Genomic DNA, 22,664 nt, shown 5'->3' with positions numbered 1-22,664 from the left:
GCCTCGGGTCAGCCTCCGGTGACGATGCAGGAATACCCGAACAGGAAGCCCCTGCCGACCGAGACGGTCACGCTGTTGGCGATGCCGTCCTGGACGGCGGTCAGCGTGTGCGCCCCGGCATAGGACGGCACCCAGTTGAACATGGCCATGCCGTCGGTCGGGGCGACCACGGCCAGGAGCGCGCCGTTGTCATAGAACGCGACAGGATCGATGCCGACGCTGAGCCTGGCCAGCAACTGATGCGAACACCCGGTGCCGTAGTTCGTCGACGAGCCGACGCTGATATTGGGCTTGACCGTCAACTGTGAGACACCGGCCGAGGCGGTGGGGGCGCCGACCGTCGTGGCCAGCATTGCCGCCCCGATCGCCGCGACGGCCAGGGCTGTCTTCCTGTCACTCATATTCTTCTCACGTCCTTGTGATGCGGGGCCGACCGAACGCGAGGCCGGCGAGTCGATCCCCATCCTCACCCCATCCGGGGACCGATTGTGGGAGAACACACAAACCGTTTCCCACTCGTCGGCCTTGTCGTGAGCTATACCCGCGACCAGAGCGCGGGTGTGTTCGGCGGCGTCCAGTTCGGGTCGTGGACGGTGTGTGCCTGCCTGCAGCTGTAGGTGGCGCCCTGGTAGGTGACCTTGTCACCGATCGCGTAGGTGGCGCCTTGGCGCCAGGCCGACCCGGCGGGCGCGGCCGTGGTGGTCGGGTGCTCGTGGCCCGGAGTGGTGGTCGCGGGCGGTTTCGTCGTGGTGGCAGGCGGTGGCGTGGTGGTGGCCGGGGGTTTCGTAGTTGTCGCGGGTGGCGTGGTGGTGGCCGGAGCGCTGGTGGTCGGCTGGGACGTGGTGGGCTTCGGGGTGGTCGTGGTCGGCGGGGTGCCGCCGCCACCGATCTCGAGATCCACGCAACTGTAGAAGGCCGCCGCGGTATCGCCGATATTCCAGACCGCACGCAATTTCTGACGGCCGGAATAGTTCGACAAATCGACGGTGTGTTTCACTTCCATGGCGGGCTGTGCGTTCGCGCCGTCGAATACGGCAACTCGCGTATTACCGATGAAGTATTCCCAATTCAGTGTGCGATGGTTCGCGGTATTCTTCCACGTGAAAGTCGCACTGCCAGAGACTTTCTGCGGAACCCAGCCGAGGCTGTCGTCATCGAGCTCGGGATATTTGTTCGCACTGCAGTTGGTGAGCCCCTTCGGGCCCTCGACACTCTGCGGTTCGTATTTCACCGCACCGCAGGGCACGAGGCCGCGGGCGCATTGTTCCTGCCTGCTCGCAGGTCCGGTCACCCAGCCGTGGGCATTGGCAGTCGCGGCGGGTACCAGCGCGGTGACCATGGGCGCCAACGCCATTGCGCCAGCGAAGAACAGAATTCGACTTCTCACTATCAATACTCCTTGGAAACGCACGCGGAGGACGGCAGGGGCCGGCTTGCCGTCCGGGGAAACATTTCGAGCGATGACACTGAACACTTCGATATCGAACTGTGATGACGAACATTAGGGCGGCGAAGATCAACAGTCAACCGCTGTAGTAGCGAAAAATACTGCTACCGGCCGGTATTCGCAGGCGGTTTCACAATTGTGCGAATTCGGCGAACAACCACGTATCGGACCAACCGGTTTCGATACGGAGCAAACGACTGGTTAAACCGCCAGATGACGCGGGTGCGTGGATTTGCCCGGTGTTTGCGATAGCTGTCCATGTCGACAACAAGACTCCTTACCGGCAGCTCTGGGAGGCTTGTGAAGCGGGCGCGGCGAACTTTGCGCGACTCCTCCAAAATCGGCCGGCGGCCGTCGGTGGAGTCAGCCGAGGAAGGCCAGGATTCCGGCGGTGATGAGCTCGGCGTAGCGGGCCCGACCCGCCGGGGTCTCGATGAGCTCCGCATCGGTCGCCGAGCGCATGTTCCCGCATTCGACCAGTGCGCTCGGCCGCTCGGCCAGGTTCAGCCCCGCCAGATCCGCCCGCGGATCCAGCCCCGCCGACCCCACATAGGTCGACGGCACCGCGCCACCGGAGACCATCGCATCGCGCAGCGCGATCGCCAGCCGCGTCCCCTCCTCGGCCTGCACCGGGTTCAGCGGAGGTTCGGAATAGGCGATGTGGAATCCGTGCGCGCCCGCACCGGTATTGCCGTCGGCGTGGATCGAGACCACAGCGTCGGCACCCGACTGATTCGCGATAGCGGCACGCTCGTCGACACACGGCCCGACACCGCTGTCATCGGCACGGGTGAGGATCACCCGCACCCCTTGTGCGGCAAGCAAATCGCGCACCCGCACGGTGACATCCCAGGTGAACTCGTGCTCGGCATACCCACTCGCCGCCGAGGTCCCGGTGGTGTTGCACGCCTTGGTCCCACCACGCCCGTCGGGCACTTTCGCGTTGATCTGCGCGAGATGGGTGGCATTGCCCCCGTTGTGACCGGGATCGAGAACGACGGTCCGGGAAACGACAGGCGAAGTGGGCACGACACTCTCCGAGGAAACGGCCGTCACGCTCGACGTCGTCGGGTGCGCATCCGTGGTGGTGGACGCGCACCCGGCGAACAACGCTGTCGTCGCGAGCAGGCAGGCGGTCAGAAACAGACGTGGACGCACCCCGACACGGTCCCACACCCTGTCACCGAGGTCAGCGCACACGCCCGGACAGCGCAAGCACACACGCGAAGGCGCTCGCGTCGTCCAGCCCTTCGTCGCCCTGGTCCGCGGTTGTCCGCAGCCGCAGAACAGCAGTCCACAGGACTCGCCGGGCGACGTCAGCGGCCGGTCGATAGGGCAAGTCCCCCAACGCATCAGCGAGGTCCCAAGTGGACAGAACAGTGTTGCTGATCTGGTCCTCGTACAGGGCCGCGACATCGATCTCCGACAACCGGCAGACCTGGCCCGTGTCCGCCACGGAGGCGAACGCGTCTTCCATGAGGCGGGCAGATCGTCGATAGCCCGCCTCGAGCCCGGCGCCGCCATAGTTGTGGTCCACACAAGCCTCGAGCGAGGCCCTGCCGGTCAGGCCGTGCCGCTCCGGCGGGAGCGGTTCACCGGCGATAGTCGTTGCGACGCTGATGTTCTGCTCGAGGAGGCGCAGGTACAGATCGCCCACATCCCCCGCCGTATGCGGCACCGCGCGTCCGAGGTCACCCTGGGTGACCTCGGACAGGAACGACGCCAGGTCTTCGGTCAGCGTGTGCAGCACGGAAATATCCACTGCGTCCTCACTTCCACTGTCTGTGGTCGCCACCTCCGGGCCCAGCCCGGTGCAGACCCCATGGGATCCGGATCGGCGACAATGAACGAGCCGGATACAGGCACACCAGATCATCTACCGTAGTAGATGATTTCCTCTACTACGGTAGACTACTCGACGAAGGGTGTCCATGTCCCACCATGACGAGGCGGGCGACGAGCCGGACCTGGCCGCACTGATGGCTCGCGTGTTTCCGCAGCTGGCAGCGATGGAAGAGCCGATTCTGCGTGAGGCGGGGCTGTCGATGTGGGAGTACGCGATCATCACCGAGCTGGTACCCACACAGGTCGTGTCGCAGGTCGAACTCTCCCGGCGAACCCGCCGCGACCCCACTCGATTGGGCAAACATCTCGACGATCTGACCGACCGTGGCCTCGTCATCCGCGCTCGCGGCAGCGACCAACGACAGCGCACCGTCGAGCTGACCGACCGCGGGCGCACCGTGTTCGCGGACGTCAAAAAACGCGTCAGGACCGTGGAAGACGAATTCCTGCACTCGCCCCTTGCCCCGGCAGAAGCCACCAGCCTCAGGCACCTACTCGGTCGACTCGCGATGCCTGATCGTCCGCCCATCGCGTGACCACGGATCATCCGACCACCGAACCGGCCGACGCTCGTCGGCGCCGACCGATTCGGTAGACCTCACGCGAACTTGTCGGCGTTGCCCTCTGCCCACTGGGCGAACGTCCGCCCCGGCCGACCCGTCAGGTCGGTGACCGTGGTGACCGGGACCTGTGGGTTGCGCATAGTGTTCTCGAAGCCTTCCAACAGGAATTCGGCGACATCGGCGGGCATGCCCTGAACACTCCACAATTCACGAGCCTCGTCAGGCGTCAACTCCTCCCAGCTGACATCCTTGCCGATCGCGGCACCGATCATCTTGACCTGGTCGACCTGAGTGATCGCATCCGGGCCGGACAGGATGTACTTCTTCCCGACATGCCCGCCTTCGAGCAGCGTCACCGCGGCGACCTCGGCGATGTCCTTGAGATCGATCGGAGTCTGCACGACCTGACCATAGGGTGCCCGGACTACGCCCTCGGAGCGGAGGGCGTCGGCCCAGCCCAGGGTATTGTTCATGAACACCCCCGGCCGCAGATGCGTCCACTCGAAGCCCGCAGCCTCGATGGCGTGCTCGCAGGCGTAGTAGAACCAGTGCTCCTCGGGTGCCATAGCCTCCGAGTCGGCATTCGCACCGGAAAGCACGACCACACGCCGCACCCCCGCCTTCTCCGCTGCCTCGGCGAAGTCCTTCACCTTGGCAGGCATCGGCGCGAGATAGACGGTGTCCACACCATCGAGGGCGGCGGGCAAGGTCGCGGGCGTACCGAGGTATCCCGTCACCACCTCGACACCCTCGGGTAGTTCGGCTCTGTTCGGGTCGACCGTCAGCGCTCGGACATTCTTCGCGCCCCGCGCGAGCAACTCGTCCACCACCAGACGGCCCACGCTGCCAGTCGCGCCGGTTACCAGGATCGTCACGTGAATCCTCCTCAGATTACTGGGTTTTCGCCTCTGTCATCCGCCCGCCCCAACCAGCTCGCACGCGGCACCGACTCCATAACCGTATAGGTTACGATAATAATCTCGCACGGCGTACGGGAATGGGCGGCCGGTGATGCGTGACGATGGAAGGCAGGTCGAGCGTGATGTTCGAACACAGTGGCGGCGGTGATCCGGACAGGTTGCTGCCGTTGCTTTGGCGCAGTACCAGCAAGGACGACAAACCTGCCCTCGGCCGCAAACCGGGACTGACACTGGAAGCGGTCGTGACGGCGGCGCTGGGCATCGCTGACAGCAACGGCCTCGACGCAGTGTCGATGACCCGCGTGGCTACCTCGTTGGGTGTCGGCACCATGACGCTGTATACCTACGTGCCGGGCAAGGCCGAACTGATCGACCTGATGATCGACATGGCCTACCGGAAGCGCGAGCTGCCGCTGACCGGAAAGTCGCGTCCCGAGCACTGGCGCGCGCAACTCGAGCTGTACGCGGACCGCACCCGGACGATGTTCCGGCGGCATCCGTGGCTGCTACAGATCTCCCCCACCCGGCCGCCGTTGGGGCCCGGTGTGATGGACACCAACGAATACCTGCTGCGTGCCCTGTCAGACCTCGGACTCACCCCGGCGCAGACCGCTGCCGCGGTCCACGCGCTCCAGGTGGTGATCGACGCGGTGACCCGGGTCGAAGTGGCAGGAGAGCAAGCCGAACGCAGCACCGGCCAATCGAACGACGCGTGGTGGCAAGCTCGAATGCCGTTCTGGCAGAACTACTTCGACTCAGAGCGGTACCCGGCGATCTACGAAACCTGGAACGCAGGCGGGTTCGACGCAGTCGGAGACCCGGAGACAGGCGGCGTCTACCAGTTCGGTCTTTCCCGACTGCTCGACGGTATCGAGGCTGCCGCGGACGAGAACAGAAGGGCAGCCACGAACAAGTCCGTTGATTGATACGCGACTTGTCGCCGCGGAGCGCTCAGCTGCGCTCGAAGGTGTTCGGACTCCCTGAGTAGATGTCGCGCCGACGCGGATTCAGGGCATCGGCAATGGTGGGGTTTTCGGGAAGGTCACGGGTAGTGCCGCCAGGGAGCGGTGGAAGGGGCCGGGGCGCCAGATCAGGTCTTCGACGGGCACGGCGAGGGCCAATTCCGGGAGGGCGTCGAGTAATTGGTCGATGGCGTCCTGGACGATCAGGTAGGCCACCGGTTTGGCGGGGCAGCCGTGGGGGCCCGCGCTCCAGGCCAGGTGGGCCCGGTTGTCGACCACGTCGCGACCCGCGATGGCCGGGTCGTTGTTGCAGGCCGACATGCTGATGACGACCGGTTCGTGCGCGGGCAGCCAGGTGTCCTCGACCAGGATCGGCTGACGCGGGTAGGTCATGCAGAAGTTGGCCAGCGGCGGGTCGGTGAACAGCACCTCGTCGAGCGCATCGCGGGTGGACAGGCTGCCGCCCAGCACATCGCCGGCGAAGCGATCGTCGGTGAGCATCAGCCGCAGCGTGTTGACCACCAGGTTCAGCATGGGTTCGATGCCCGCGCCGTAGAGCACCAGCAGCTGGTGCACCATTTCCTCGTCGGACAGGGCCGCGGGATGGTGGAGCAGGCGGGTGGCGACATCGTCACCGGGCTCGCGCTGGCGCAGGCCAACCAGATCCGCCAGCGCGGAGGCCAGCAGATTGTTGCCCGCTTCGGCGTCGTCGCCCTCGAAGATCTGCGCCATCCCGGTGGCGACCTGCTGCCCGATCTCGGGCGTACAGCCCAGCATCGAGTTCAGCGCCTGGAACACCAGGGGAAAAGCGTACTGGCTCAACAGGTCTGCCGAACCGTTCGCGCAGAAGCTGTTGATCAGCGGGATCGCGAACTGTTCGACGGTGCTGTGCATCGCGTACAGATCCACCCCGGCGATCCCGGCGACATTGGCCTGCCGGTACCGGGTGTGCTCGGCGCCGGTGGTGCGCAGCGCGGCCGGCCGGAACTGCAGCATCGGCAGGACCGGACAGTCCTGCGGGATGTCGCGTTCCCACATGCGCGGGTCGGCCGGGAAGTGCTCGGGATCGTTGAGGATGCGCACAGCGGTGTGATAGCCGATCACCAGCGTGGCCCGGATGCCCGGCGAGAGTTCCACCGGCACCACCGAACCGAACCGGCTGCGCATCCGCTGGTAGGCGGCTTGCGGATCGGCGGCGAATTCGGGCGCCCACATCGCCACCCGTTCGTCGGCGGCGATATCGACCGTCATGACGCTGTTGCTTCCTGTCTGCGAAAGAGATACTCCGCCAACGTGATCAGCGCGCGCAGGCCCTGATCACGCCGTCGTGCGTCGAGCGCGATCACCGGCGTCTCGGGGGCGAGGTCGAGCGCTTCGCGCACTTCCTCGAGCGGATAGCGGCGGAATCCTTCGAATTCGTTCACCGCCACCGCGTACGGCACGCCACGCTGTTCGAGCGCCGAGAGCACGTCGTCGGCCTTCTCGATGCGCCGGGTGTCGACGAGCACCAGCGCGCCCAGCGCCCCGCGCGCGAGTTCCTCCCACAGCGGGGCGAACCGCTCCTGTCCCGGCGTGCCGAAAAGATACAGCGCCAGTTGGGGATTGAGGGTGAGGCGGCCGAAATCCAGTGCGACAGTGGTCGATACCTTGGTTCCCAGGCCCGCCATGTCGTCGACGCCGATGCTGGCCTCGGTGATCGTCTCTTCGGTCCGCAGCGGCCTGATCTCGGACACTCCGCACACGAAGGTGGTCTTGCCGACGCCGAAATTGCCTGCGACGAGGATCTTCACCGACCGGGTCACGGTTTCCGCGACGTAGTCGACCTCATCCTGCAAGGGCGCGGAGGCCATGCAGCACCTCCTTGATCAGTGCGAGTTCCGGCTTCACCTGTGCCGGGGTGGGGCAGTGCAGGTGACCGCTGTCGAGCAGATCGGAGACGATGATCTTCACGACGGAAGCGGGTAGATCGAGATAGGCCGACAGTTCGGCGATCGACAGTGCGCCGCGGCGGCTGGTCAGTGCCAGCAGGCGACGCTCGTCGGGGCGGTGATCGGGGCGCGCGTCCTCGACGGCACGGACCAGGGTCACCAGGTCCAGGTCATGCGCGGCGCGCACCCGGCCGCCGGTGCGCACATAGGAGCGCACCAGGTCGGGATCGCGTCTGCCGCGGCTCAATTCCTCCCGCCTAGGCGGGGCGCGCTACCGATCTCGTGACCGACACGCGAGGCGAGTTCGTTCATCCGATGCGCCACCAGCGCGACGTCGACATCGGCGGTGGTGGCGACCCCGAGCAGGGCGCCCGCGCCCGCGGCGGTGATCATGATCATGCCCTCGTCGTACTCGGTCATGTTCTGGCGCACCGTATTCGCCGGACCGCCGCAGAACTCGCCGAGCGCCTTGCCGAGCGAGCGCAGGCCGGACGCGGCGGCGGCGAATCGTTCGGCGTCGTCTTTGGTCACGCCACGGAGGTGGGCGATGCGCAGTCCGTCATCGGACAGCAACACCGCGAAGCGGACGCCGGGGATCTCGAGATCCTCGAGCAGCCACGCCAATCGATTGGTGCTATCGGCTACCGGTGTGCTCATCGGCTTTCCCTTCCGTGGTTCGCTCGGCCGCAGCACGTCCGCTGCGGGATCCGCTGCGCCAGGCAGCGGCGAGGTCGGGCCGCGCGGGCGCCGACTCGGTCGTTACCCCCGCCGAATCCGGGGCAACAGGTCGGCGGCGGCGCTTGGGCAGCCCACCGCTGGTGATCTCGTGCACGTCGGCGCCGGGCGATTCGATCTCGGCCACCGGCACCGGAATGTGCGCGGGGGCGGCGAGTTCGGGCTCGGGCAGGCGCGGTGCGTCCCCGCTCACCAGCAGTGCCGACGGCACGTACACCATGGCGCGCATGCCGCCGAAGATATTGGGCCCGTCGACGTGCACGGAGAATCCGTAGCGTCGAGCCAGCGCCGCGATGCCGGGGAAGCCGACCTTCGGCGCGGGGCCGAGGTCGTGGATGTCGACGGCGCGTTCACCGCTGAGCACCAGGCGCGCGTCCTCCAACTGTTCCGGGCTCATGCGCATGCCCGCGTCGTCGATGATGACGGTGACGCCGTGATGGCCCTCCTGGAAACCGATCTCGACGAACGACGACGGCGGCGAGTAGCGCAGCGCGTTGTCGAGCAGCGTCGCCATCGTGTGCACCAGGGGTTCGACGGCGCGACTGAGCACGATCCGATCGGACTGGGCCGCGCGCACGCGCAGGAATTCCCGCACCCGCCCGGTGGCACCGCCCGCCACGTCGGTCAGCGACTGCTGCGGCCAGCGGCGTCCGGGCAGACCACCGGAGACGATCACATAGGACTGCGCCTGCCGGATCATCTGCTGCACGGTGTGGTCGATCCGGGTGAGTGTTTCGTAGATCGCGTCGTCACGGTGTTCGCGCAGGGCGGCGCTGACCACCTGGCCGAGGTCGGTGCCCAGGCTCACCACCGAGGTGCCGAAGGAACGCACCGCGGCGCTGGTGGCCGCCCGCGACGACGCCGAGAGCTCGGCGCGGGTCTGTTCCTGGGCGGCCGCGACCTCGTTCACGCGGCGTTGCTCGCCGTAGCGTTCGACCATCGCCCTGGTCTCCTCGGTGACCACGCGCAGATCCTCCGCGTGACCCGTGGCGATCCACTGCAGCGCCTGGCCGAACTGCGAATCACCCAGTTCCACCGGCACATCCACGACAATCGAGGGGATCTCGTGGCGGCGCACGGCGGCGGTGATCGCGGGCAGCGTGGTCTGGGCCAGCTGCAGCAACGCGTTCTCGCAGGCGAGGCGTTCCCGGATGGCGGCGTCGGCCCGCTGCCGCTGTCGGCGCTCGTTACGCATGGCCAATACACTGACCGCGATCGCGAGCAGTAACAGCGGCGCACCGATGACGAGCAACAGCACCGCAATTCCTGAGTTCATCAGATCTTTCGTAGTCCTCGACCACACGACGACCTCGCCGGTGGCCCTCGCCGGCCTGCCCGCCGAGGCATTCGCCGTCCACCGAAAGAATGGATTCGGATATCCGATTCACACGCCCCGGTTCCAGCGACCCGCATACACTAACAGCACGGAGTCGGATCGCGACGTGGATCGTACTGTCCGACACCAGGATTGCGCTGTGAAACGCTCCAGACTACTGGACGGTTGATATATTATGGCTCACCATGCTCTGGTCCGATCAGTCCGGAACCGCGGGTACCGGATACTATCCCGACGTGGCGAAACTGAAGCTCTCCGTCGATGTCCCCGTCCCGCCGGACCAGGCCTGGGCGCACGCGTCCGATCTCCCGCACCTCGGCGATTGGCTGACCATTCACGAGGCGTGGCGCGGCACGCTGCCCGAGGAGTTGACGCCGGGCACCGTGCTTGTCGGCATCGCCTCGGTGAAGGGTTTCCGCAACAAGGTCACCTGGACCGTGCGCACCGCCGAGCCGCCCCGCAAGCTCGCCCTCACCGGCAAGGGCATCGGCGGAACCAAGTTCGGCCTCGGCCTGCTCGTCGAGCCGAGCGGCACCGGATCCAAGGTGACCCTCGACATCGACCTGGGCGGCGCACCGCTGTTCGGTCCGATCGGGTCGACCGTCGCGAAGGCCTTGCGCGGCGATATCGAGCGCTCCCTGGAGACGTTCGTCAAACTCTACGGCTGATCTACCGCACGAAAGCCCGGGCGCGAGTGTCTGCGCCCGGGCTTTCGTGATCAGGCCAACGCCACAGCTTCGGCGTCGATCGGCGCCTTCGGCTTGGTCCGCGGCAGGAAGAACGCGGGCAGCAAGGTCAGCGCGGCGAGGATCACCGCGACCCAGTAGGTATTACTGAACGCGCGCGCGGCCAATTCCAACCCGTTGTCGATGATCGACTGCGGCACCCCTTCGGCGAGTTCGGGTCTGGACTGCGACGCCATGGCCAGCTGAGCCTCGGGGTGGTCGTTGATCTGGGCGGCCAGGACCACCGACATCAGCGCGGTGCCGATCGAAGCCGCAGTCTGATTGATGATGTTCATGAGCGTCGAACCGCGCGCGACCTGACCGTGTGTGAGCGTCTGGATGGCGGCGGTCATCACCGGCATCATGGTGCAGCCCATGCCGAGACCCATCACGAACAGCGCGCCGCCGACCATCAGATACGACGTGTCGGCGTGCAACTGGGTGAACCCGGCCAGCCCGATGGTGATGAAGGTGACGCCGAACAGCACGATCTTGCCCGGCCCGATCTTGTCGACCAGGAAGCCCGCGACCGGCATCGTCAGCATCGCGCCGATGCCTTGCGGCGCGAGTAGCAAACCGGTGTCGAACGCCGTTTCACCGCGCACCTGCTGTAGATAGTTGGGCAGCAGGAACCCCGCGCCGAAGAAGGCGATGGCGAACAGCGACATGGTCAGCACCGCGTAGCGCAGCGACGAGTTGGCGAACAGGCGGAGGTCGATCAGCGGGTGCTCGGTGCGCAGCGCGTGGAACACGAACAGCACCAACAGCACCGCGCCGACGATCGCGGGAATCAACACGCGCGCGGCGAGCACGGTGCCCTTCTCCGGAATGGAGGAGACACCGAACAGGAACAGCGCCAGACCCGGCGAGGCGAGCAACATGCCGACGAAGTCGAACGATTCCGACGGTTTGGGCTTGTCGGCGGGGAACACCACGAACGCGAGCACCAGGGCGAGCAGACCCAGCGGCAGGTTGATCAGGAAGATCCAGTGCCAGCTGAACGAGTCGATCAGCCAGCCGCCGAGAATCGGACCGCAGATGGGTCCGAGCAGCATCGGCACGCCGAGCACCGCCATCACCCGGCCGATCCGTTGCGGGCCCGCGGCGTGGGTCATGATCGTCATACCCAGCGGCATCAGCATGCCGCCGCCGATCCCCTGCAGCACCCGGAACGCGATCAGCGATTCGATACTCCACGCCATCGAGCACAGCACCGAGCCGAGGATGAAGAAGCTCAGCGCGGCGATGTAGAGGCGTTTGGTGCCGAAGCGGTCGGCGGCCCAGCCGGTCATCGGAATCACCGAGGCCAGCGCCAGTGTGTAGCCGGTCATGGTCCAGGCGACCACCTCGACCGTGGCCTGGAAGTCCTGCATGAACGTCGGGATCGCCACGGTGACCACGGTGATGTCGAGAATCGACATGACCGCGCCGAGGACGACCACGCCTGCCACCTTGAGTACGGCGGCATCCAGCTTGTCAGTGGTGGGATCGGGCCCGGCGGCGCCGATATCCGGAGGTTTCGTCACCGCTCGAGCCAAGCACTTTTCGGCTCCGTTGACCAGCGAAAGCGACTGTTCGTGACTTTTCGGTGTCACACCCGCGTGATCGCCGCGGCCTCGCTGGCCAGCAGCGCTGCCCTGGTCGCGACGGACGAGGCGGGCAGCAGGGGCAGGCGAACGGCGGGGCTGGCGATCTCGCCGCGCTCGGCGAGGACCGCCTTGATGACAGTGGGGTTCGGCTCGGCGAACAGGGCGGCGCCGAGCCTGTCGAGGCTGTTGCCGATGGTGCGGGCCCGGGTGATGTCGCCGGTGCGCCAGACCTCGATGAGGTCGGCGTATTCGCGGGGTGCGATATTGGCGGCGGCCAGGATCGCGCCGTGGGCGCCGAGGGCGAGCAGGGCGGAGGCGAATCGGTCGTCGCCACTGAGCACGGTCGCCTGCGTGTCGGCCGCCATCAATTCGACTGTGGCCGTACATATCCCGCCGAGAGCGTGTTTGAAGCCGGCGATGTTCGGGGTGTTCGCGAGGCGGATCAGGGTGGAACCACTCAGCGGACAGGCCGTGCGGTACGGGACGTCGTAGACGATCAGCGGGGCCGGGCTGGCGGCCGCCAACTGCGTGAAGTGCGCGATCACGCCTTCCTCACTGGGTCGCACGTAGTAGGGCACCACCGCGAGAATCGCCGCGACGGGATGTGGCAGGGAGGTGATCGCATCCACCGATTCCGCGGTGGCGTTGCCGCCCGCGCAGGCGATCAGCGGGGTGTTGCGCTCGGTGCTCACTCGCACACAGATGTCGAGGACTCGCGCCCGCTCGATCGGGGTGAGCGCAGAGGGCTCGGCGGTGGTGCCGAGTGCGACCAAACCGGTGGCGCCCGCATCGAGGACGGCGTTGGCGTGGCGTTCCAGCGCGGCGGGGTCGAGTGCCCCGTCCGCGGTGAACGGGGTGATCAGGGGGACGAAGAGTCCGTGCAGCGATGTCATAGTTCCATCGTCGGGGTTGGCAATCATCAGGTCCAGTACACGTTCGTGATGTCGACCGTAAGCTGGACTGATGCTCGATGTCCGCAAACTTCGCCTGCTGCGTGAACTCGCCCATCGCGGCACCATCGCCGCTGTCGCCGAGGCGCTCAGGTATACGCCCTCGGCGGTGTCCCAACAGCTCACCGCGCTCGAACGCGAAGCGGGCGTCGCACTGCTGGAACGCTCGGGTCGCCGCGTCACGTTGACGCCCGCCGCCGAACTCCTGGTCGGCCACACCGAAACGATCCTCGCCGCCCTCGAACACGCCGACGCCGAATTGGCTTGCACCCGTGATGAACTGGCCGGAACCCTGCGCATCGGCACCTTCCCCACCGCCGCGCGCACCCTCCTGTCCCCCGCCCTTGTCACCTTGAGCACCGACCATCCGCGCCTGGAACTCACCGTCACCGAGATCGACCCCGCCGACGTCCCCAACGCCCTGCGCGTCGGCATTCTCGACATCGCCCTCACCCACGATTACGACCTGGTTCCCGCCGACTCCGACCCCTCCCTACACACCGAGCCCCTCCACACCGAAACCGTCTTCCTCGCCACCCGAGACCCCGTGTCCGCCACGGATTCCCTCCGCGCCCACCGCCAATCCCCCTGGATCGCAGGCACACCCGGCACCTTGTGCCACACCCTCACCCTCCGCGCCTGCCAGGCAACAGGTTTCACCCCCCACATCCGCCACCACGCCGACGACTTCGACACCGTCCTCACCCTGGTCGCCGCAGGAGCAGGCACCGCAATAGTCCCCGCCCTCGCCCTCTACGCACCCCCTGAATCCATCACCCTCACCCCCCTCCCCATCCACCGCCACACCCACCTGGCCTACCGAAACGGCACCGGCCTACACCCCACCATCCACGCCGCCCGCACCGCTCTACACGCCGCGGGCTAGGTACCCGATTCCGTCGGCCGATGTGGCAATCGGGCGGGTCGGCAGGCACGCGGTATCGAACAATGGGTGAAGCCCTCAGGCACTCTTGCCGCGCTGGCGGCTGCGGGTAGCCGACACGGGATCGATGTCGGGCATGGACCACTGCGAGGACAGGGCCAGACTGGGTTCACGGCCGGAAGCCACATGACGGTAGGCGATTTCGGCCGCCGCGTCGGGGTCGTTGGCGGCGATGGCGGCGTAGAGGGCTTCGTGTTCGTCGCACTGGGTGCCCGGGTCGCGTTCCTTGGTCAGGTGGAACAGCCAGCGGACTCGGGATTCCAAGGGGCGCAACAGCGATTGCAACAGCGGGTTGCCGGAGACCTCGACGATGACGGCGTGGAATCCCGCGTTCGCGGCGGCGATCGCGGCTTGATCGCCACGGTCGGTGGCCCGGCGGGCCGCGGTCAATTGCGCGCGCAGGACGGCGAGGTCGGCCGGTTCGGCACGTTCGGCAGCCAGTCGCGCCGCTAGCACCTCGAGGCTCTCGCGCACATCGAACAGGTCGCGCACATCGGTCACCGTGAACGGTGCGACGATCGCACCCTGCCTCGGCACGATGACCACCAGGCCCTCGCGTTCGAGCATCTGCAGCGCTTCGCGCAGCGGGATCCGTGAGATGGCCAGTTCGGTGGCGAGGTCGCGTTCCACCAGCCGCTGACCGGGGCTCAGGCGCAGATCGATGATCCGGTCGCGCAACTCCTCGTAGGCCCGATCCCGCAGCGACATCTTCGCCGGTTCCGCTGCCACCGCACCGTCCTTCCGCTCTCGCACGTCCACCACCGTAGCCCGTCTGCGGTAGGCGATCGTTTCTTACTTTTCGGTAATCCGCCCGTCATCAACCAGCCCCAGGCTGACACTTAACGGTATACCGCTAAGTGGGCGGTTCGTTCGATCAAGGAGTACCCCGTGCACAAGTCCACCCGGCGCGCGATCGCCTTCGGTTCGGCTGCCCTGGCCGCCACCGCCCTCCTGTCGGCCTGCGGTTCCGGCGAGACTTCGGCATCGGGCGGCAAGCTGAAGGTCGGCGTCTTCTTCCCCGGCTCGCTCTCGGACACCGGCTTCATGCAGTCGGGGTATCTCGGCTACCAGCGCATCGCCGACAAGCTCGGCGACAAGGTGGAACTCAGCAAAGTCGAGCAGGTCGCGGCGAGTGACTACCAGCAGGCGCTGGTCCGCTTCGCCTCCACCAACGACCTGGTGATCTCCCTCGGCGGCCAGACCGATGCCGACGTACGCAAGGTGGCACCGCAGTTCCCGAACGTGAAGTTCGTGGAGATCGGTGGCCCTGCCGACGCGAAGCCCCTCGCCAACCTCGCCTACTACGACCCGCAGCAGGCCGAGGCCGAATTCCTCAGCGGCGCGGTGTCGGCGGCGGGCTCCAAGTCGGGCACGGTGGCTTTCATCGGCGGTGTCGAACTGCCCGCGATTGTCAACGCCGCCAAGGCTTTCGGCAACGGTGCGCGTTTCGCGAAGCCCGAGGCGACGGTGCTGACTCCCCAGTATCTGGGCGACTTCAACGATCCCGCCAAGGCCAAGCAGGCCGCGCTGGCCGACTACGGCGCGGGCGCCGGCACGCTCGGTCAGATCGTGAACCTGGGCAAGGCGGGTATGGAACAGGCGGCGACCCAGTCCGGCGCGACGTTGGTCGGCGGGCCGATCCCCGGCGACTGCACCAACCCCGCGTATCTGGGCTATGTACACACCGATATCGGCGCCGAGGTCGAGTTCGCGGTGAATGCCGCTCTCGACAACTCGTGGAGGGCCGAGAACGTGCGATTCGGGCTCACCTCGCCCAACGACGGCACCGATTTCGTGTTGTGCAGCAAGGACTCCGGGGTCGCCGACGCGCTCGCGAAGGCGAAAACGGCGCTGTCCACCGGCGCGGTCAAGCCGTACTGATCCGCGATGAGCACTCCCGCATTGACTCTGCACGGGGTCGGTAAGCGCTTCGGTGACGTCCAGGCGCTCCACGATGTGGACGTCACCGTCGAATCCGGCACTGTCCATTGCATTCTCGGCGAGAACGGCGCGGGCAAGTCCACGCTGTGCAACCTCGTCTTCGGCGGCTTCCGACCCGACATGGGACTGATCGAGCTAAGCGGCAATGACTTCCGACCCGACTCCCCCGCCGCCGCGATGGCCGCCGGTGTCGCGATGGTGCACCAGCACTTCAGCCTGGTCACCACCATGACCGTCGCGGAGAACCTGCTGCTCACCCAGCACGGACTCCGGCTGCGCCGCCAGGATCTCACCGACCGACTCGACGAGATCGCGCGGCGCTACCGCCTACGCGTGGAACTCGACCAGCAGGTCGCGACGATGCCGGTGGGCGCCCGGCAGAAGGTCGAGATCGTCAAGGCATTGCTGCGCGATCCGTCGCTCATCCTGCTCGACGAACCGACGGGAGTGCTCGATCCGGCCGAGATCGACGCGCTGATCGACACCTGCCGCGCCATCGCCGCCGACGGCAAGGCCGTGGTGCTGGTGACGCACAAGCTCGGCGAGGTGGCCAGGGTCGCCGACGCGGCGACCGTGTTGCGACGCGGCACGGTGGCGGGTGGTGGTCGGATGTCGACTACGAGCATCGCCCAGTTGCTCACCGCGATGGTGGGGCGCACCGCCGCCGACCTCGACCCGACCGTCGCCGCGACCATCGGGCTCGATCCCGCCGACGCGGTGACTCACCGGGTCGGCGCGGCACCTACCTCGATCAGCGGACCGGACGCTGCTGAACCGCGTTCCATCACCACGAGCAAAATCTCGGTGCCGATGGGCGAAACCGGTTCCACCGCATCAACTCTCACGCGCGCACCAATTGTCGAGCACAGCGCCGAATCGGTCGCACCGCGAGTGGACAACGAATCCGGTTCCGCAGCAGCAGTTCTCACCGTAGACCGGGTCACCGTCCATCGCGCCGATGGCAGCACCGCACTAAACGACGCCTGCTTGGTTGTGTACCCCGGCGAGATAGTCGGGATCGCCGGCGTCGAAGGCAACGGGCAGAGCGAGCTCGTCGCGGTCCTGGCCGGCGGCACCCCGGTGAGCGGCGGCACCGTCACCCTCGCCGACACCGACATCACCACCGCGAACCCCGCGACCCGGACCGGACTCGGCATCGGTATCGTGCCGGAGGATCGCCACCGCGACGCGATGGTCGCCGAGATGACCTTGGCCGAAAACCTCTTCCTGGGCCGACTGGGGCGCTTCCGGCGCTTCGGACTCCTCGACAAACAGGCGATGGGCCGGGCCGCCAAGGCTGAACTCGACCGCTTCGATGTGCGTGCGGCCGGACCGTGGGTGCCGATGAGCTCGCTGTCGGGCGGCAATCAGCAGAAGGTGGTGCTGGCCCGCGAACTGTCCGCCGCGAACCTGCGCTGCCTCGTCGCCGCCCAGCCGACGCGCGGATTGGACATCGGCGCAGTCGATTTCGTGCTCACCCAGCTGCGTCGCGCAGCCACCACCGGTTGTGGGGTGCTGGTGGTCTCGAGCGAAGTGCCCGAGTTGCTGGCGCTGTGCGACCGGGTGTTCGTCGCGTATCGCGGCGCCCTCGCCGGACCAGTGGAGACCTCCGATCCCGCAGCGGCACAACAGATCAGCGAATTGATGATGGGAGTCGCGGCATGAGCGCACCGAGTCAGACCACGACCACCGAGCACTCACCTCGGCGAACCTCGCTGGACGTCCTACGCGGTCTCGGCAAGCTGTCCCCGGGACAGCAGCACCCGTCATGCCTGCGCCAGTGGGCACACCACCCGATCGTCGTCGCTGTCGCGGCCATGCTCGCGGCCGGAGTGATCGGGCTGACCCTGGCCGCCGTCGCCGGTGCCGCCCCCGGCGCCACGATGACGGCACTGTGGGAGGGCATGTTCGGCAGCGACTACGCGATCGGCGCCTCGCTCAATGTCGCGGCCACCTTGATGCTGGTGGCAGTCGGCTTCACCATCGCCCACCGTGCCGGGCTGGTCAATGTCGGTGGTGAGGGCCAGATCTGCGCCGGTGGCATCGCCGCCACCGCGATCGGCACCACGCTCACCGGCGCGCCCGCCGCGATCACCCTGCCCGCGGTACTGCTCGGGGCGGCGGCCGCGGGCTGGCTGTGGGCCGCCATCGCGGCGTATCTGCGGGTCGCGCGTGGCACCAGCGAGATCATCACCACGCTGCTGCTAAATTTCGTCGGCCTGGCGCTGGTGCTGCTGGTCGTGCACGAGCCCGCGCTGCTACGCCAGCCGGTCACGTCCTCGGAGACCCTGCCGCAATCCGAGCAGCTCACTGCGGCGGCGCATCTGCCCCTGCTCGGCATCGAACGCTCCCCCGCGACCATTGCCCTGTGGATCGCCGTGCTGGCCGCGTTCGGCACCGCGATCCTGGTGCGCCACAGCGCGCTCGGCACCCGATTGCGCGCGGTCGGGCTCAATCCCGATGCGGCGGCCCGGCTCGGACTGCCGGTACAGCGGCTGCGTTTCCTCAGCCTGTCGGCGGCGGGCGCGTTCGCCGGTGTCGCGGGCGGATTGCTCGTGGCGACGGCGCCGTTCGTCCTCGCCGAAGGGTTCTCGTCCGGGTACGGATTCTCGGGTCTGGTCGTCGGCCTGCTGGCGCGTGGCTCACTGGCCGCGGTCGTGGCGGTGTCGCTGCTGCTCGGGTTCCTCGTCTCCGGCGGGATCAACCTGCAACTGGCCGCGAACGTGCCCGCGTCGACCATCTCGGTCGTGGAGTCGCTGATGATCGTGTTCATCGCGGGCGCCGTGCTCTGGACCTACCGCACACGCCCATCCGAACCCGCTGCACCCCCACCGGTTTCCGCTGTGGACACCGCCGATCCGGCAGGAGCGCCACGATGAGCCTCGACACGGTCACCGACATCGCTACCAGCGGAATCGGTTTCACCCTGCCCATCCTCGTCGCCGCGAGTGGCGAGCTGGTCAGCGAGCGCGCGGGCGTGCTCAACCTGAGCCTGGAGGCGATGATGCTCACCGGCGCGTTCGCCGGCGTGCTCGGCGCGGTCACCACCGGTTCGCCGGTGCTCGGCGCGGCCACCGCGGTGCTCGCCGCGCTGATCTTCGGTGCGCTGCAGGCGATCTGGAGTATCGGCCTTCGGGCCGATCAGATCGTCGTCGGCATCGCGAGCAACGCCCTCGCACTCGGCGCCACCACCTACGGTGCGCGTCTGCTGCTCGCCGACGGCAAGGGCCACAGCGTGCCGGGTTTCGACGCGCTGAAAGTACCTGCGCTGCACCATATCCCGGTGATCGGTCCGGCCCTGTTCGGGCAGACAGCGCTCGGTTACCTGTGCATCGCGGTCGTCGCCGTCCTGGCCTTCGTGTTCTCCCGACGCACCAAGCTCGGCCTGGTGATCGACGCGATCGGTGAGGACGCCGTCGCCGCCGACCGCACCGGACTGCCCGTGAAAGCCGTCCGCTACGGGTGCGTGCTGCTGGCCGCGTTCGCCGCCGGCCTCGGCGGTGCGCAACTCGCACTGTCGGAAGTGCATTCGTTCAGCGACAACATGACCGGCGGCATCGGCTATCTCGCCGTGGTCGCGGTGATCGCAGGCCGCTGGCGTGCGCTCGGCGTGATCTGGGCGTCGGTGTTCTTCGGTATCGCCCAGGCACTGCAGTTCGCCCTGCCCGCGCTCGGTGTCGATGTGCCCTTCGCACTGCTGGTGATGCTGCCCTATGTGATCGCGATCGTCGCCGTCAGCGGCCTGGTCGGCAACAGCCGCTCGCCGCGTGACCTCACCGTCGCCTTCGCCCGAACTTCCTGACCTGCCACCACTTTCGTAGGAGCCACCGTTGACTCTGATCCTGTCGCATTCCGATGTGACCGCTGTCCTCGACCGTGGCGAGGTGCTCGCCGCCGTCGAGCGCGCACACGCCGACCTTGCACTCGGCACCGCGTTCGTGCCCGCACCTCCAGCGATGGCGCTGGGCGAGGCCGCCTTCGTTCCGATGGTCGCCGCCGCCGAATCCGCGGGGGCGGCCGCGGTGAAACTGCTCGCCGACCTACCCGCCAATCGCGAACGCGGACTGCCGGTGCAGCGGTCGGTGATCGTGGTGACCTCCGCGGCCGACGGTTCGTGCGAGGCGCTGATCGACGGCCGTCTCGTCACCGCCGTCCGCACGGCGGCGGCCAGCGCGGTCGCCACGAAATACCTTTCCCGCCAGGACAGTTCAGTGCTCGGCTTGATCGGCGCTGGCAACCTGGCGGTCGAACACACCCGCGCGATCGCGGCGGTTCGCGAGCTCGAGACCGTCGTGGTCTGGTCACGCACGGCTGCCACGATCGACCGATTCCGCACCGCGATCAGCGACCTCGGTCTCGACGTCCGTGGCCTCGAATCCCCGGAGGCCGTCACCCGCGCCGCCGACGTGCTGTGCACCCTCACCCCCTCCCGCGAACCGATCGTCCACGGCTCCTGGTTCGGCGACGGTCTGCACGTCAACGCCGTCGGCGCGCCGCCACGCGCCGATCATCGCGAGGTCGACGGCGAGGCCATGAGCCGATCCGTCGTCGTCGTAGACTCGGTCGGTACCACGCTCACCAAATCCGGGGACACCCTGCTGGCCATCGCCGAGGGCTCGATCACCCAGGAAGCGGTGGGCACCGAGCTGGGCGAGGTGATCGTGGGCCGGGCACCCGGCCGTCGCGGCGACCGTGACATCACCCTGTTCAATTCGGTGGGTATCGGCCTGCAGGACCTGGCCGCCGCCCGCCTGCTCATCGACAAGGCCCGCGCCAACGGCATCGGAACGGAAGTGGATCTCACCGCATGAGCGAACTCACCGATATCGACCGCACCCATCTGCGGCGCGCCATCGACCTCGCCGGGCAGGCACTCGCGCTCGGCGACCGCCCCTTCGGCGCCGTCGCGGTGGCCGTCGACGGCGCTGTCGTCGCCGAAGGCGTGAACGCGGTGCACACCACCGGCGACGCCACCACCCACGCGGAACTGGTCGCCGTCACCCGCGCAACCGCCGCCGACCTGCGCGGCGCCACCGTCTACGCCAGTGGCGAACCGTGCCCGATGTGCGCCGCCGCGATGGTGTGGGCCGGGGTCGGCCGCATCGTCTTCGCCGCGGCCGCAACCGAATTCGGCCCTATCCTGCCGCCGGGCCCGAGTTTCGCACTCACCTGCGCCGAGGTCGTCGCGAGTTCGAACATCGCGGTCGAGGTCAGCGGACCACATCTCGGCGAGGAAGCACTCACTGTCTTCCGCGCGGCCGCGAACACCTAGCGCGGACACACGAAGGGCGCGCCATCATGTCGATGCCGCGCCCCCGGTGTGCGGTCTACTTCACCGCGACGAACTCCTCGGGCTCGCCCAGTTCGCGCTGTTCCTCGATCGCCTCGGGAGTGCCGGGGACCTGGGTGCCGCGTAGGGAGACGCCCTTGGTTTCGATGAGGAAGAAGGAGGCGATCAGGCCGACCGCGCAGGCGCCGAGCATGTAGTAGGCCGGGATCATGTTGTCGCCGGTGGCGGCGATGAGGGCCTCGTTGATCACCGGGGCTGTGCCGCCGAAGATCGAGGTGGCGACGTTGTAGCCGATCGCCACGCCGGCGAAGCGGACAATCGTGGGGAACATCGCGGGGAAGGTCGCCGAGATCGTCGCCAGCTGGGGTGCGTAGAGCAGGCCGAGGATCGCGAAGCCGACGATGGCGCCGGTGAGTGAGGAGCCGATCAGGTGGTAGACCGGGATCACCGCGATCATCATTGCCGCGCAGGAGAACATCCACATGGGTTTGCGCCCGATCCGATCGGAGAGCGCGCCGAGGAACGGCAAGGTGCACAGCATCGCGACCTGGCCGATCAACGGCACAAGCAACGCATCGGATTCCTCCATGCCGAGGGTGGAACCGAGGTAGGTCGGGGTGTAGCTGAGCAGCGAGTAGTTGACGACGTTCAACGCGATGACCAGGCCGAACAGGGTCAGTACCGGGCGCAGATACTTCGTCACCAGATCGCGGTAGACGCCCGCGACCTCCTCGGTTTCGTCCTTGCGCTCGACCTCGCGGAACACCGGGGTGTCCTCCACCCGGCTGCGCAGGTACATGCCGATCAGGCCGAGCGGACCGGCGATCAGGAACGGAATACGCCAGCCCCACGAATTCATCGACGCGTCGTCGAGCACATTCACCAGCAGCAGCGCGACCAGATTGCCGAGGGTGAACCCGGCAAGCGTGCCGACCTCGAGGAAACTGCCGTAGAAGCCGCGTTTACGATCGGGGGCGTATTCGGCCATGAATGTCGCGGCACCACCGTATTCACCACCGGCGGAAAGTCCCTGGATCATGCGCAGCGCGTACAGCAGAATCGGGGCGGCGATGCCGATCGTCTCGAAGCTCGGGATCAGGCCGACGGCCATTGTCGATCCGGCCATCAGAATAATCGTCATGGCGAGCACCCGTTTGCGCCCGATGCGGTCGCCGAGCGGGCCCCAGATCATGCCGCCGACCGGCCGGATCAGGAACGATACGGCGAAGCCCAGCAGCGTGTAGACCATCCCGGATTCGCCGTCGCCGGGGAACAACGACTTCGCGATGTAGGTCGCCAGATAGGCGTAGACACCGTAGTCGAACCATTCGACCGCATTGCCGATCGCCGATGCACCGATAGCCCGGTGCAGCACCGATTTCGATTCCTGTGACATCCACAAAACCTCTCGTCGTCGCCAATAAGGGCTACCCGGCCGGCTCGCGAACAAACGTTACGGCCATACGAACACCGCCCCCGAATGCCTCTAC

General features: G+C 67.2%; 24 protein-coding genes. 10 read left to right on the top strand and 14 right to left on the bottom strand.

Annotation, left to right across the window (positions count from 1 at the left end; translation table 11 throughout):
• Window positions 1-8: 8 nt before the first annotated feature.
• From ACFW6D_RS10155 to ACFW6D_RS10140, 4 genes are all read right to left on the bottom strand, one after another.
• Window positions 9-401, bottom strand: coding sequence for a hypothetical protein (locus ACFW6D_RS10155; RefSeq protein ID WP_379326728.1), 393 nt, complete (start codon window positions 399-401; stop codon window positions 9-11).
• Window positions 402-535: 134 nt separating this feature from the next.
• Window positions 536-1,387 (bottom strand): lytic polysaccharide monooxygenase, encoded by an 852-nt coding sequence (locus ACFW6D_RS10150; RefSeq protein ID WP_379326726.1) that lies wholly within the window; start codon window positions 1,385-1,387, stop codon window positions 536-538.
• A gap of 423 nt (window positions 1,388-1,810) precedes the next feature.
• On the bottom strand, window positions 1,811-2,605 hold the full coding sequence (locus tag ACFW6D_RS10145; protein ID WP_379326724.1) for an N-acetylmuramoyl-L-alanine amidase: 795 nt from the start codon (window positions 2,603-2,605) through the stop codon (window positions 1,811-1,813).
• 31 nt (window positions 2,606-2,636) lie between these two features.
• The gene (locus tag ACFW6D_RS10140; RefSeq protein WP_379326722.1) at window positions 2,637-3,209 is read right to left on the bottom strand and encodes a hypothetical protein; all 573 of its coding nucleotides are present in this window, start codon (window positions 3,207-3,209) and stop codon (window positions 2,637-2,639) included.
• A 169-nt stretch (window positions 3,210-3,378) separates the two neighbouring features.
• Here ACFW6D_RS10140 and ACFW6D_RS10135 point away from each other — a divergent pair, with 169 nt between their 5' ends.
• A complete protein-coding gene (locus tag ACFW6D_RS10135) occupies window positions 3,379-3,828 on the top strand; it encodes a MarR family winged helix-turn-helix transcriptional regulator (RefSeq protein ID WP_379326720.1) in 450 nt (149 codons plus the stop codon).
• Between the two features lie 62 nt (window positions 3,829-3,890).
• Here the strand turns inward: ACFW6D_RS10135 and ACFW6D_RS10130 are convergent, their stop codons facing one another.
• On the bottom strand, window positions 3,891-4,730 hold the full coding sequence (locus ACFW6D_RS10130; protein WP_379326718.1) for an NAD(P)H-binding protein: 840 nt from the start codon (window positions 4,728-4,730) through the stop codon (window positions 3,891-3,893).
• A gap of 167 nt (window positions 4,731-4,897) precedes the next feature.
• On the opposite strand from ACFW6D_RS10130, the gene ACFW6D_RS10125 reads away from it, so the two are divergent.
• Complete coding sequence (locus ACFW6D_RS10125) at window positions 4,898-5,701, top strand: TetR/AcrR family transcriptional regulator C-terminal domain-containing protein (protein WP_379326716.1); 804 nt, start codon at window positions 4,898-4,900, stop codon at window positions 5,699-5,701.
• Window positions 5,702-5,782: 81 nt separating this feature from the next.
• On the opposite strand, the gene ACFW6D_RS10120 is transcribed toward ACFW6D_RS10125, so the two are convergent.
• From ACFW6D_RS10120 to ACFW6D_RS10100, 5 genes are read right to left on the bottom strand one after another with little or no spacing between them, the layout of a single operon-like run.
• Entirely contained in the window at window positions 5,783-6,988 is a 1,206-nt protein-coding gene (locus ACFW6D_RS10120) for a cytochrome P450 (RefSeq protein WP_379326714.1), read from the bottom strand.
• Window positions 6,985-7,587 carry an ATP/GTP-binding protein gene (locus tag ACFW6D_RS10115; protein WP_379229792.1) on the bottom strand — a complete coding sequence of 201 codons (603 nt, stop codon included), beginning with the start codon at window positions 7,585-7,587 and terminating at the stop codon, window positions 6,985-6,987. Before ACFW6D_RS10115 ends, ACFW6D_RS10120 begins: the two co-directional genes overlap by 4 nt.
• Window positions 7,562-7,912 (bottom strand): DUF742 domain-containing protein, encoded by a 351-nt coding sequence (locus tag ACFW6D_RS10110; protein ID WP_379229794.1) that lies wholly within the window; start codon window positions 7,910-7,912, stop codon window positions 7,562-7,564. The genes ACFW6D_RS10115 and ACFW6D_RS10110 overlap by 26 nt, the downstream gene beginning before the upstream one ends.
• Entirely contained in the window at window positions 7,909-8,322 is a 414-nt protein-coding gene (locus ACFW6D_RS10105; RefSeq protein ID WP_379326712.1) for a roadblock/LC7 domain-containing protein, read from the bottom strand. Before ACFW6D_RS10105 ends, ACFW6D_RS10110 begins: the two co-directional genes overlap by 4 nt.
• Window positions 8,300-9,676 carry a sensor histidine kinase gene (locus tag ACFW6D_RS10100; RefSeq protein WP_379326710.1) on the bottom strand — a complete coding sequence of 459 codons (1,377 nt, stop codon included), beginning with the start codon at window positions 9,674-9,676 and terminating at the stop codon, window positions 8,300-8,302. The genes ACFW6D_RS10105 and ACFW6D_RS10100 overlap by 23 nt, the downstream gene beginning before the upstream one ends.
• 296 nt (window positions 9,677-9,972) lie before the next feature.
• On the opposite strand from ACFW6D_RS10100, the gene ACFW6D_RS10095 reads away from it, so the two are divergent.
• Window positions 9,973-10,404: an SRPBCC family protein gene (locus tag ACFW6D_RS10095; protein WP_379326708.1), complete on the top strand. Its 432-nt coding sequence runs from the start codon at window positions 9,973-9,975 to the stop codon at window positions 10,402-10,404.
• A gap of 50 nt (window positions 10,405-10,454) precedes the next feature.
• On the opposite strand, the gene ACFW6D_RS10090 is transcribed toward ACFW6D_RS10095, so the two are convergent.
• Window positions 10,455-11,987 carry a DHA2 family efflux MFS transporter permease subunit gene (locus tag ACFW6D_RS10090; RefSeq protein WP_379326706.1) on the bottom strand — a complete coding sequence of 511 codons (1,533 nt, stop codon included), beginning with the start codon at window positions 11,985-11,987 and terminating at the stop codon, window positions 10,455-10,457.
• 65 nt (window positions 11,988-12,052) lie between these two features.
• Window positions 12,053-12,943, bottom strand: coding sequence for a 4-hydroxy-tetrahydrodipicolinate synthase (gene dapA, locus ACFW6D_RS10085; protein WP_379326704.1), 891 nt, complete (start codon window positions 12,941-12,943; stop codon window positions 12,053-12,055).
• Window positions 12,944-13,013: 70 nt separating this feature from the next.
• Between dapA and ACFW6D_RS10080 the strand changes: the two genes are divergently transcribed.
• Window positions 13,014-13,886, top strand: coding sequence for a LysR family transcriptional regulator (locus ACFW6D_RS10080; protein WP_379326702.1), 873 nt, complete (start codon window positions 13,014-13,016; stop codon window positions 13,884-13,886).
• 75 nt (window positions 13,887-13,961) lie between these two features.
• Here ACFW6D_RS10080 and ACFW6D_RS10075 read toward each other — a convergent pair whose 3' ends face one another.
• Window positions 13,962-14,651 (bottom strand): GntR family transcriptional regulator, encoded by a 690-nt coding sequence (locus tag ACFW6D_RS10075; protein ID WP_379326852.1) that lies wholly within the window; start codon window positions 14,649-14,651, stop codon window positions 13,962-13,964.
• A 180-nt stretch (window positions 14,652-14,831) separates the two neighbouring features.
• Between ACFW6D_RS10075 and ACFW6D_RS10070 the strand changes: the two genes are divergently transcribed.
• From ACFW6D_RS10070 to ACFW6D_RS10045, 6 genes are all read left to right on the top strand, one after another.
• Entirely contained in the window at window positions 14,832-15,824 is a 993-nt protein-coding gene (locus tag ACFW6D_RS10070; RefSeq protein ID WP_379326700.1) for a BMP family protein, read from the top strand.
• 6 nt (window positions 15,825-15,830) lie between these two features.
• Window positions 15,831-17,549, top strand: a complete 1,719-nt coding sequence (locus ACFW6D_RS10065) for an ABC transporter ATP-binding protein (protein WP_379326698.1) — start codon at window positions 15,831-15,833, stop codon at window positions 17,547-17,549.
• A 152-nt stretch (window positions 17,550-17,701) separates the two neighbouring features.
• Window positions 17,702-18,763, top strand: coding sequence for an ABC transporter permease (locus ACFW6D_RS10060; RefSeq protein WP_379326850.1), 1,062 nt, complete (start codon window positions 17,702-17,704; stop codon window positions 18,761-18,763).
• Complete coding sequence (locus ACFW6D_RS10055) at window positions 18,760-19,686, top strand: ABC transporter permease (RefSeq protein WP_379326696.1); 927 nt, start codon at window positions 18,760-18,762, stop codon at window positions 19,684-19,686. The genes ACFW6D_RS10060 and ACFW6D_RS10055 overlap by 4 nt, the downstream gene beginning before the upstream one ends.
• Window positions 19,687-19,714: 28 nt before the next feature.
• A complete protein-coding gene (locus ACFW6D_RS10050; protein ID WP_379326694.1) occupies window positions 19,715-20,695 on the top strand; it encodes an ornithine cyclodeaminase family protein in 981 nt (326 codons plus the stop codon).
• The gene (locus tag ACFW6D_RS10045) at window positions 20,692-21,156 is read left to right on the top strand and encodes a nucleoside deaminase (protein WP_379326692.1); all 465 of its coding nucleotides are present in this window, start codon (window positions 20,692-20,694) and stop codon (window positions 21,154-21,156) included. Before ACFW6D_RS10050 ends, ACFW6D_RS10045 begins: the two co-directional genes overlap by 4 nt.
• 55 nt (window positions 21,157-21,211) lie before the next feature.
• On the opposite strand, the gene ACFW6D_RS10040 is transcribed toward ACFW6D_RS10045, so the two are convergent.
• Window positions 21,212-22,570 (bottom strand): MFS transporter, encoded by a 1,359-nt coding sequence (locus ACFW6D_RS10040; protein ID WP_379326690.1) that lies wholly within the window; start codon window positions 22,568-22,570, stop codon window positions 21,212-21,214.
• Between the last annotated feature and the right edge of the window lie 94 nt (window positions 22,571-22,664).

The organism is Nocardia sp. NPDC058705 (genome assembly GCF_042749305.1).
In the GTDB taxonomy this organism is placed as follows: Bacteria; Actinomycetota; Actinomycetes; order Mycobacteriales; family Mycobacteriaceae; genus Nocardia.
The sequence above is the reverse complement of the archived record's forward strand: the minus strand, read 5'-3'. Positions and strand labels throughout refer to the sequence as shown.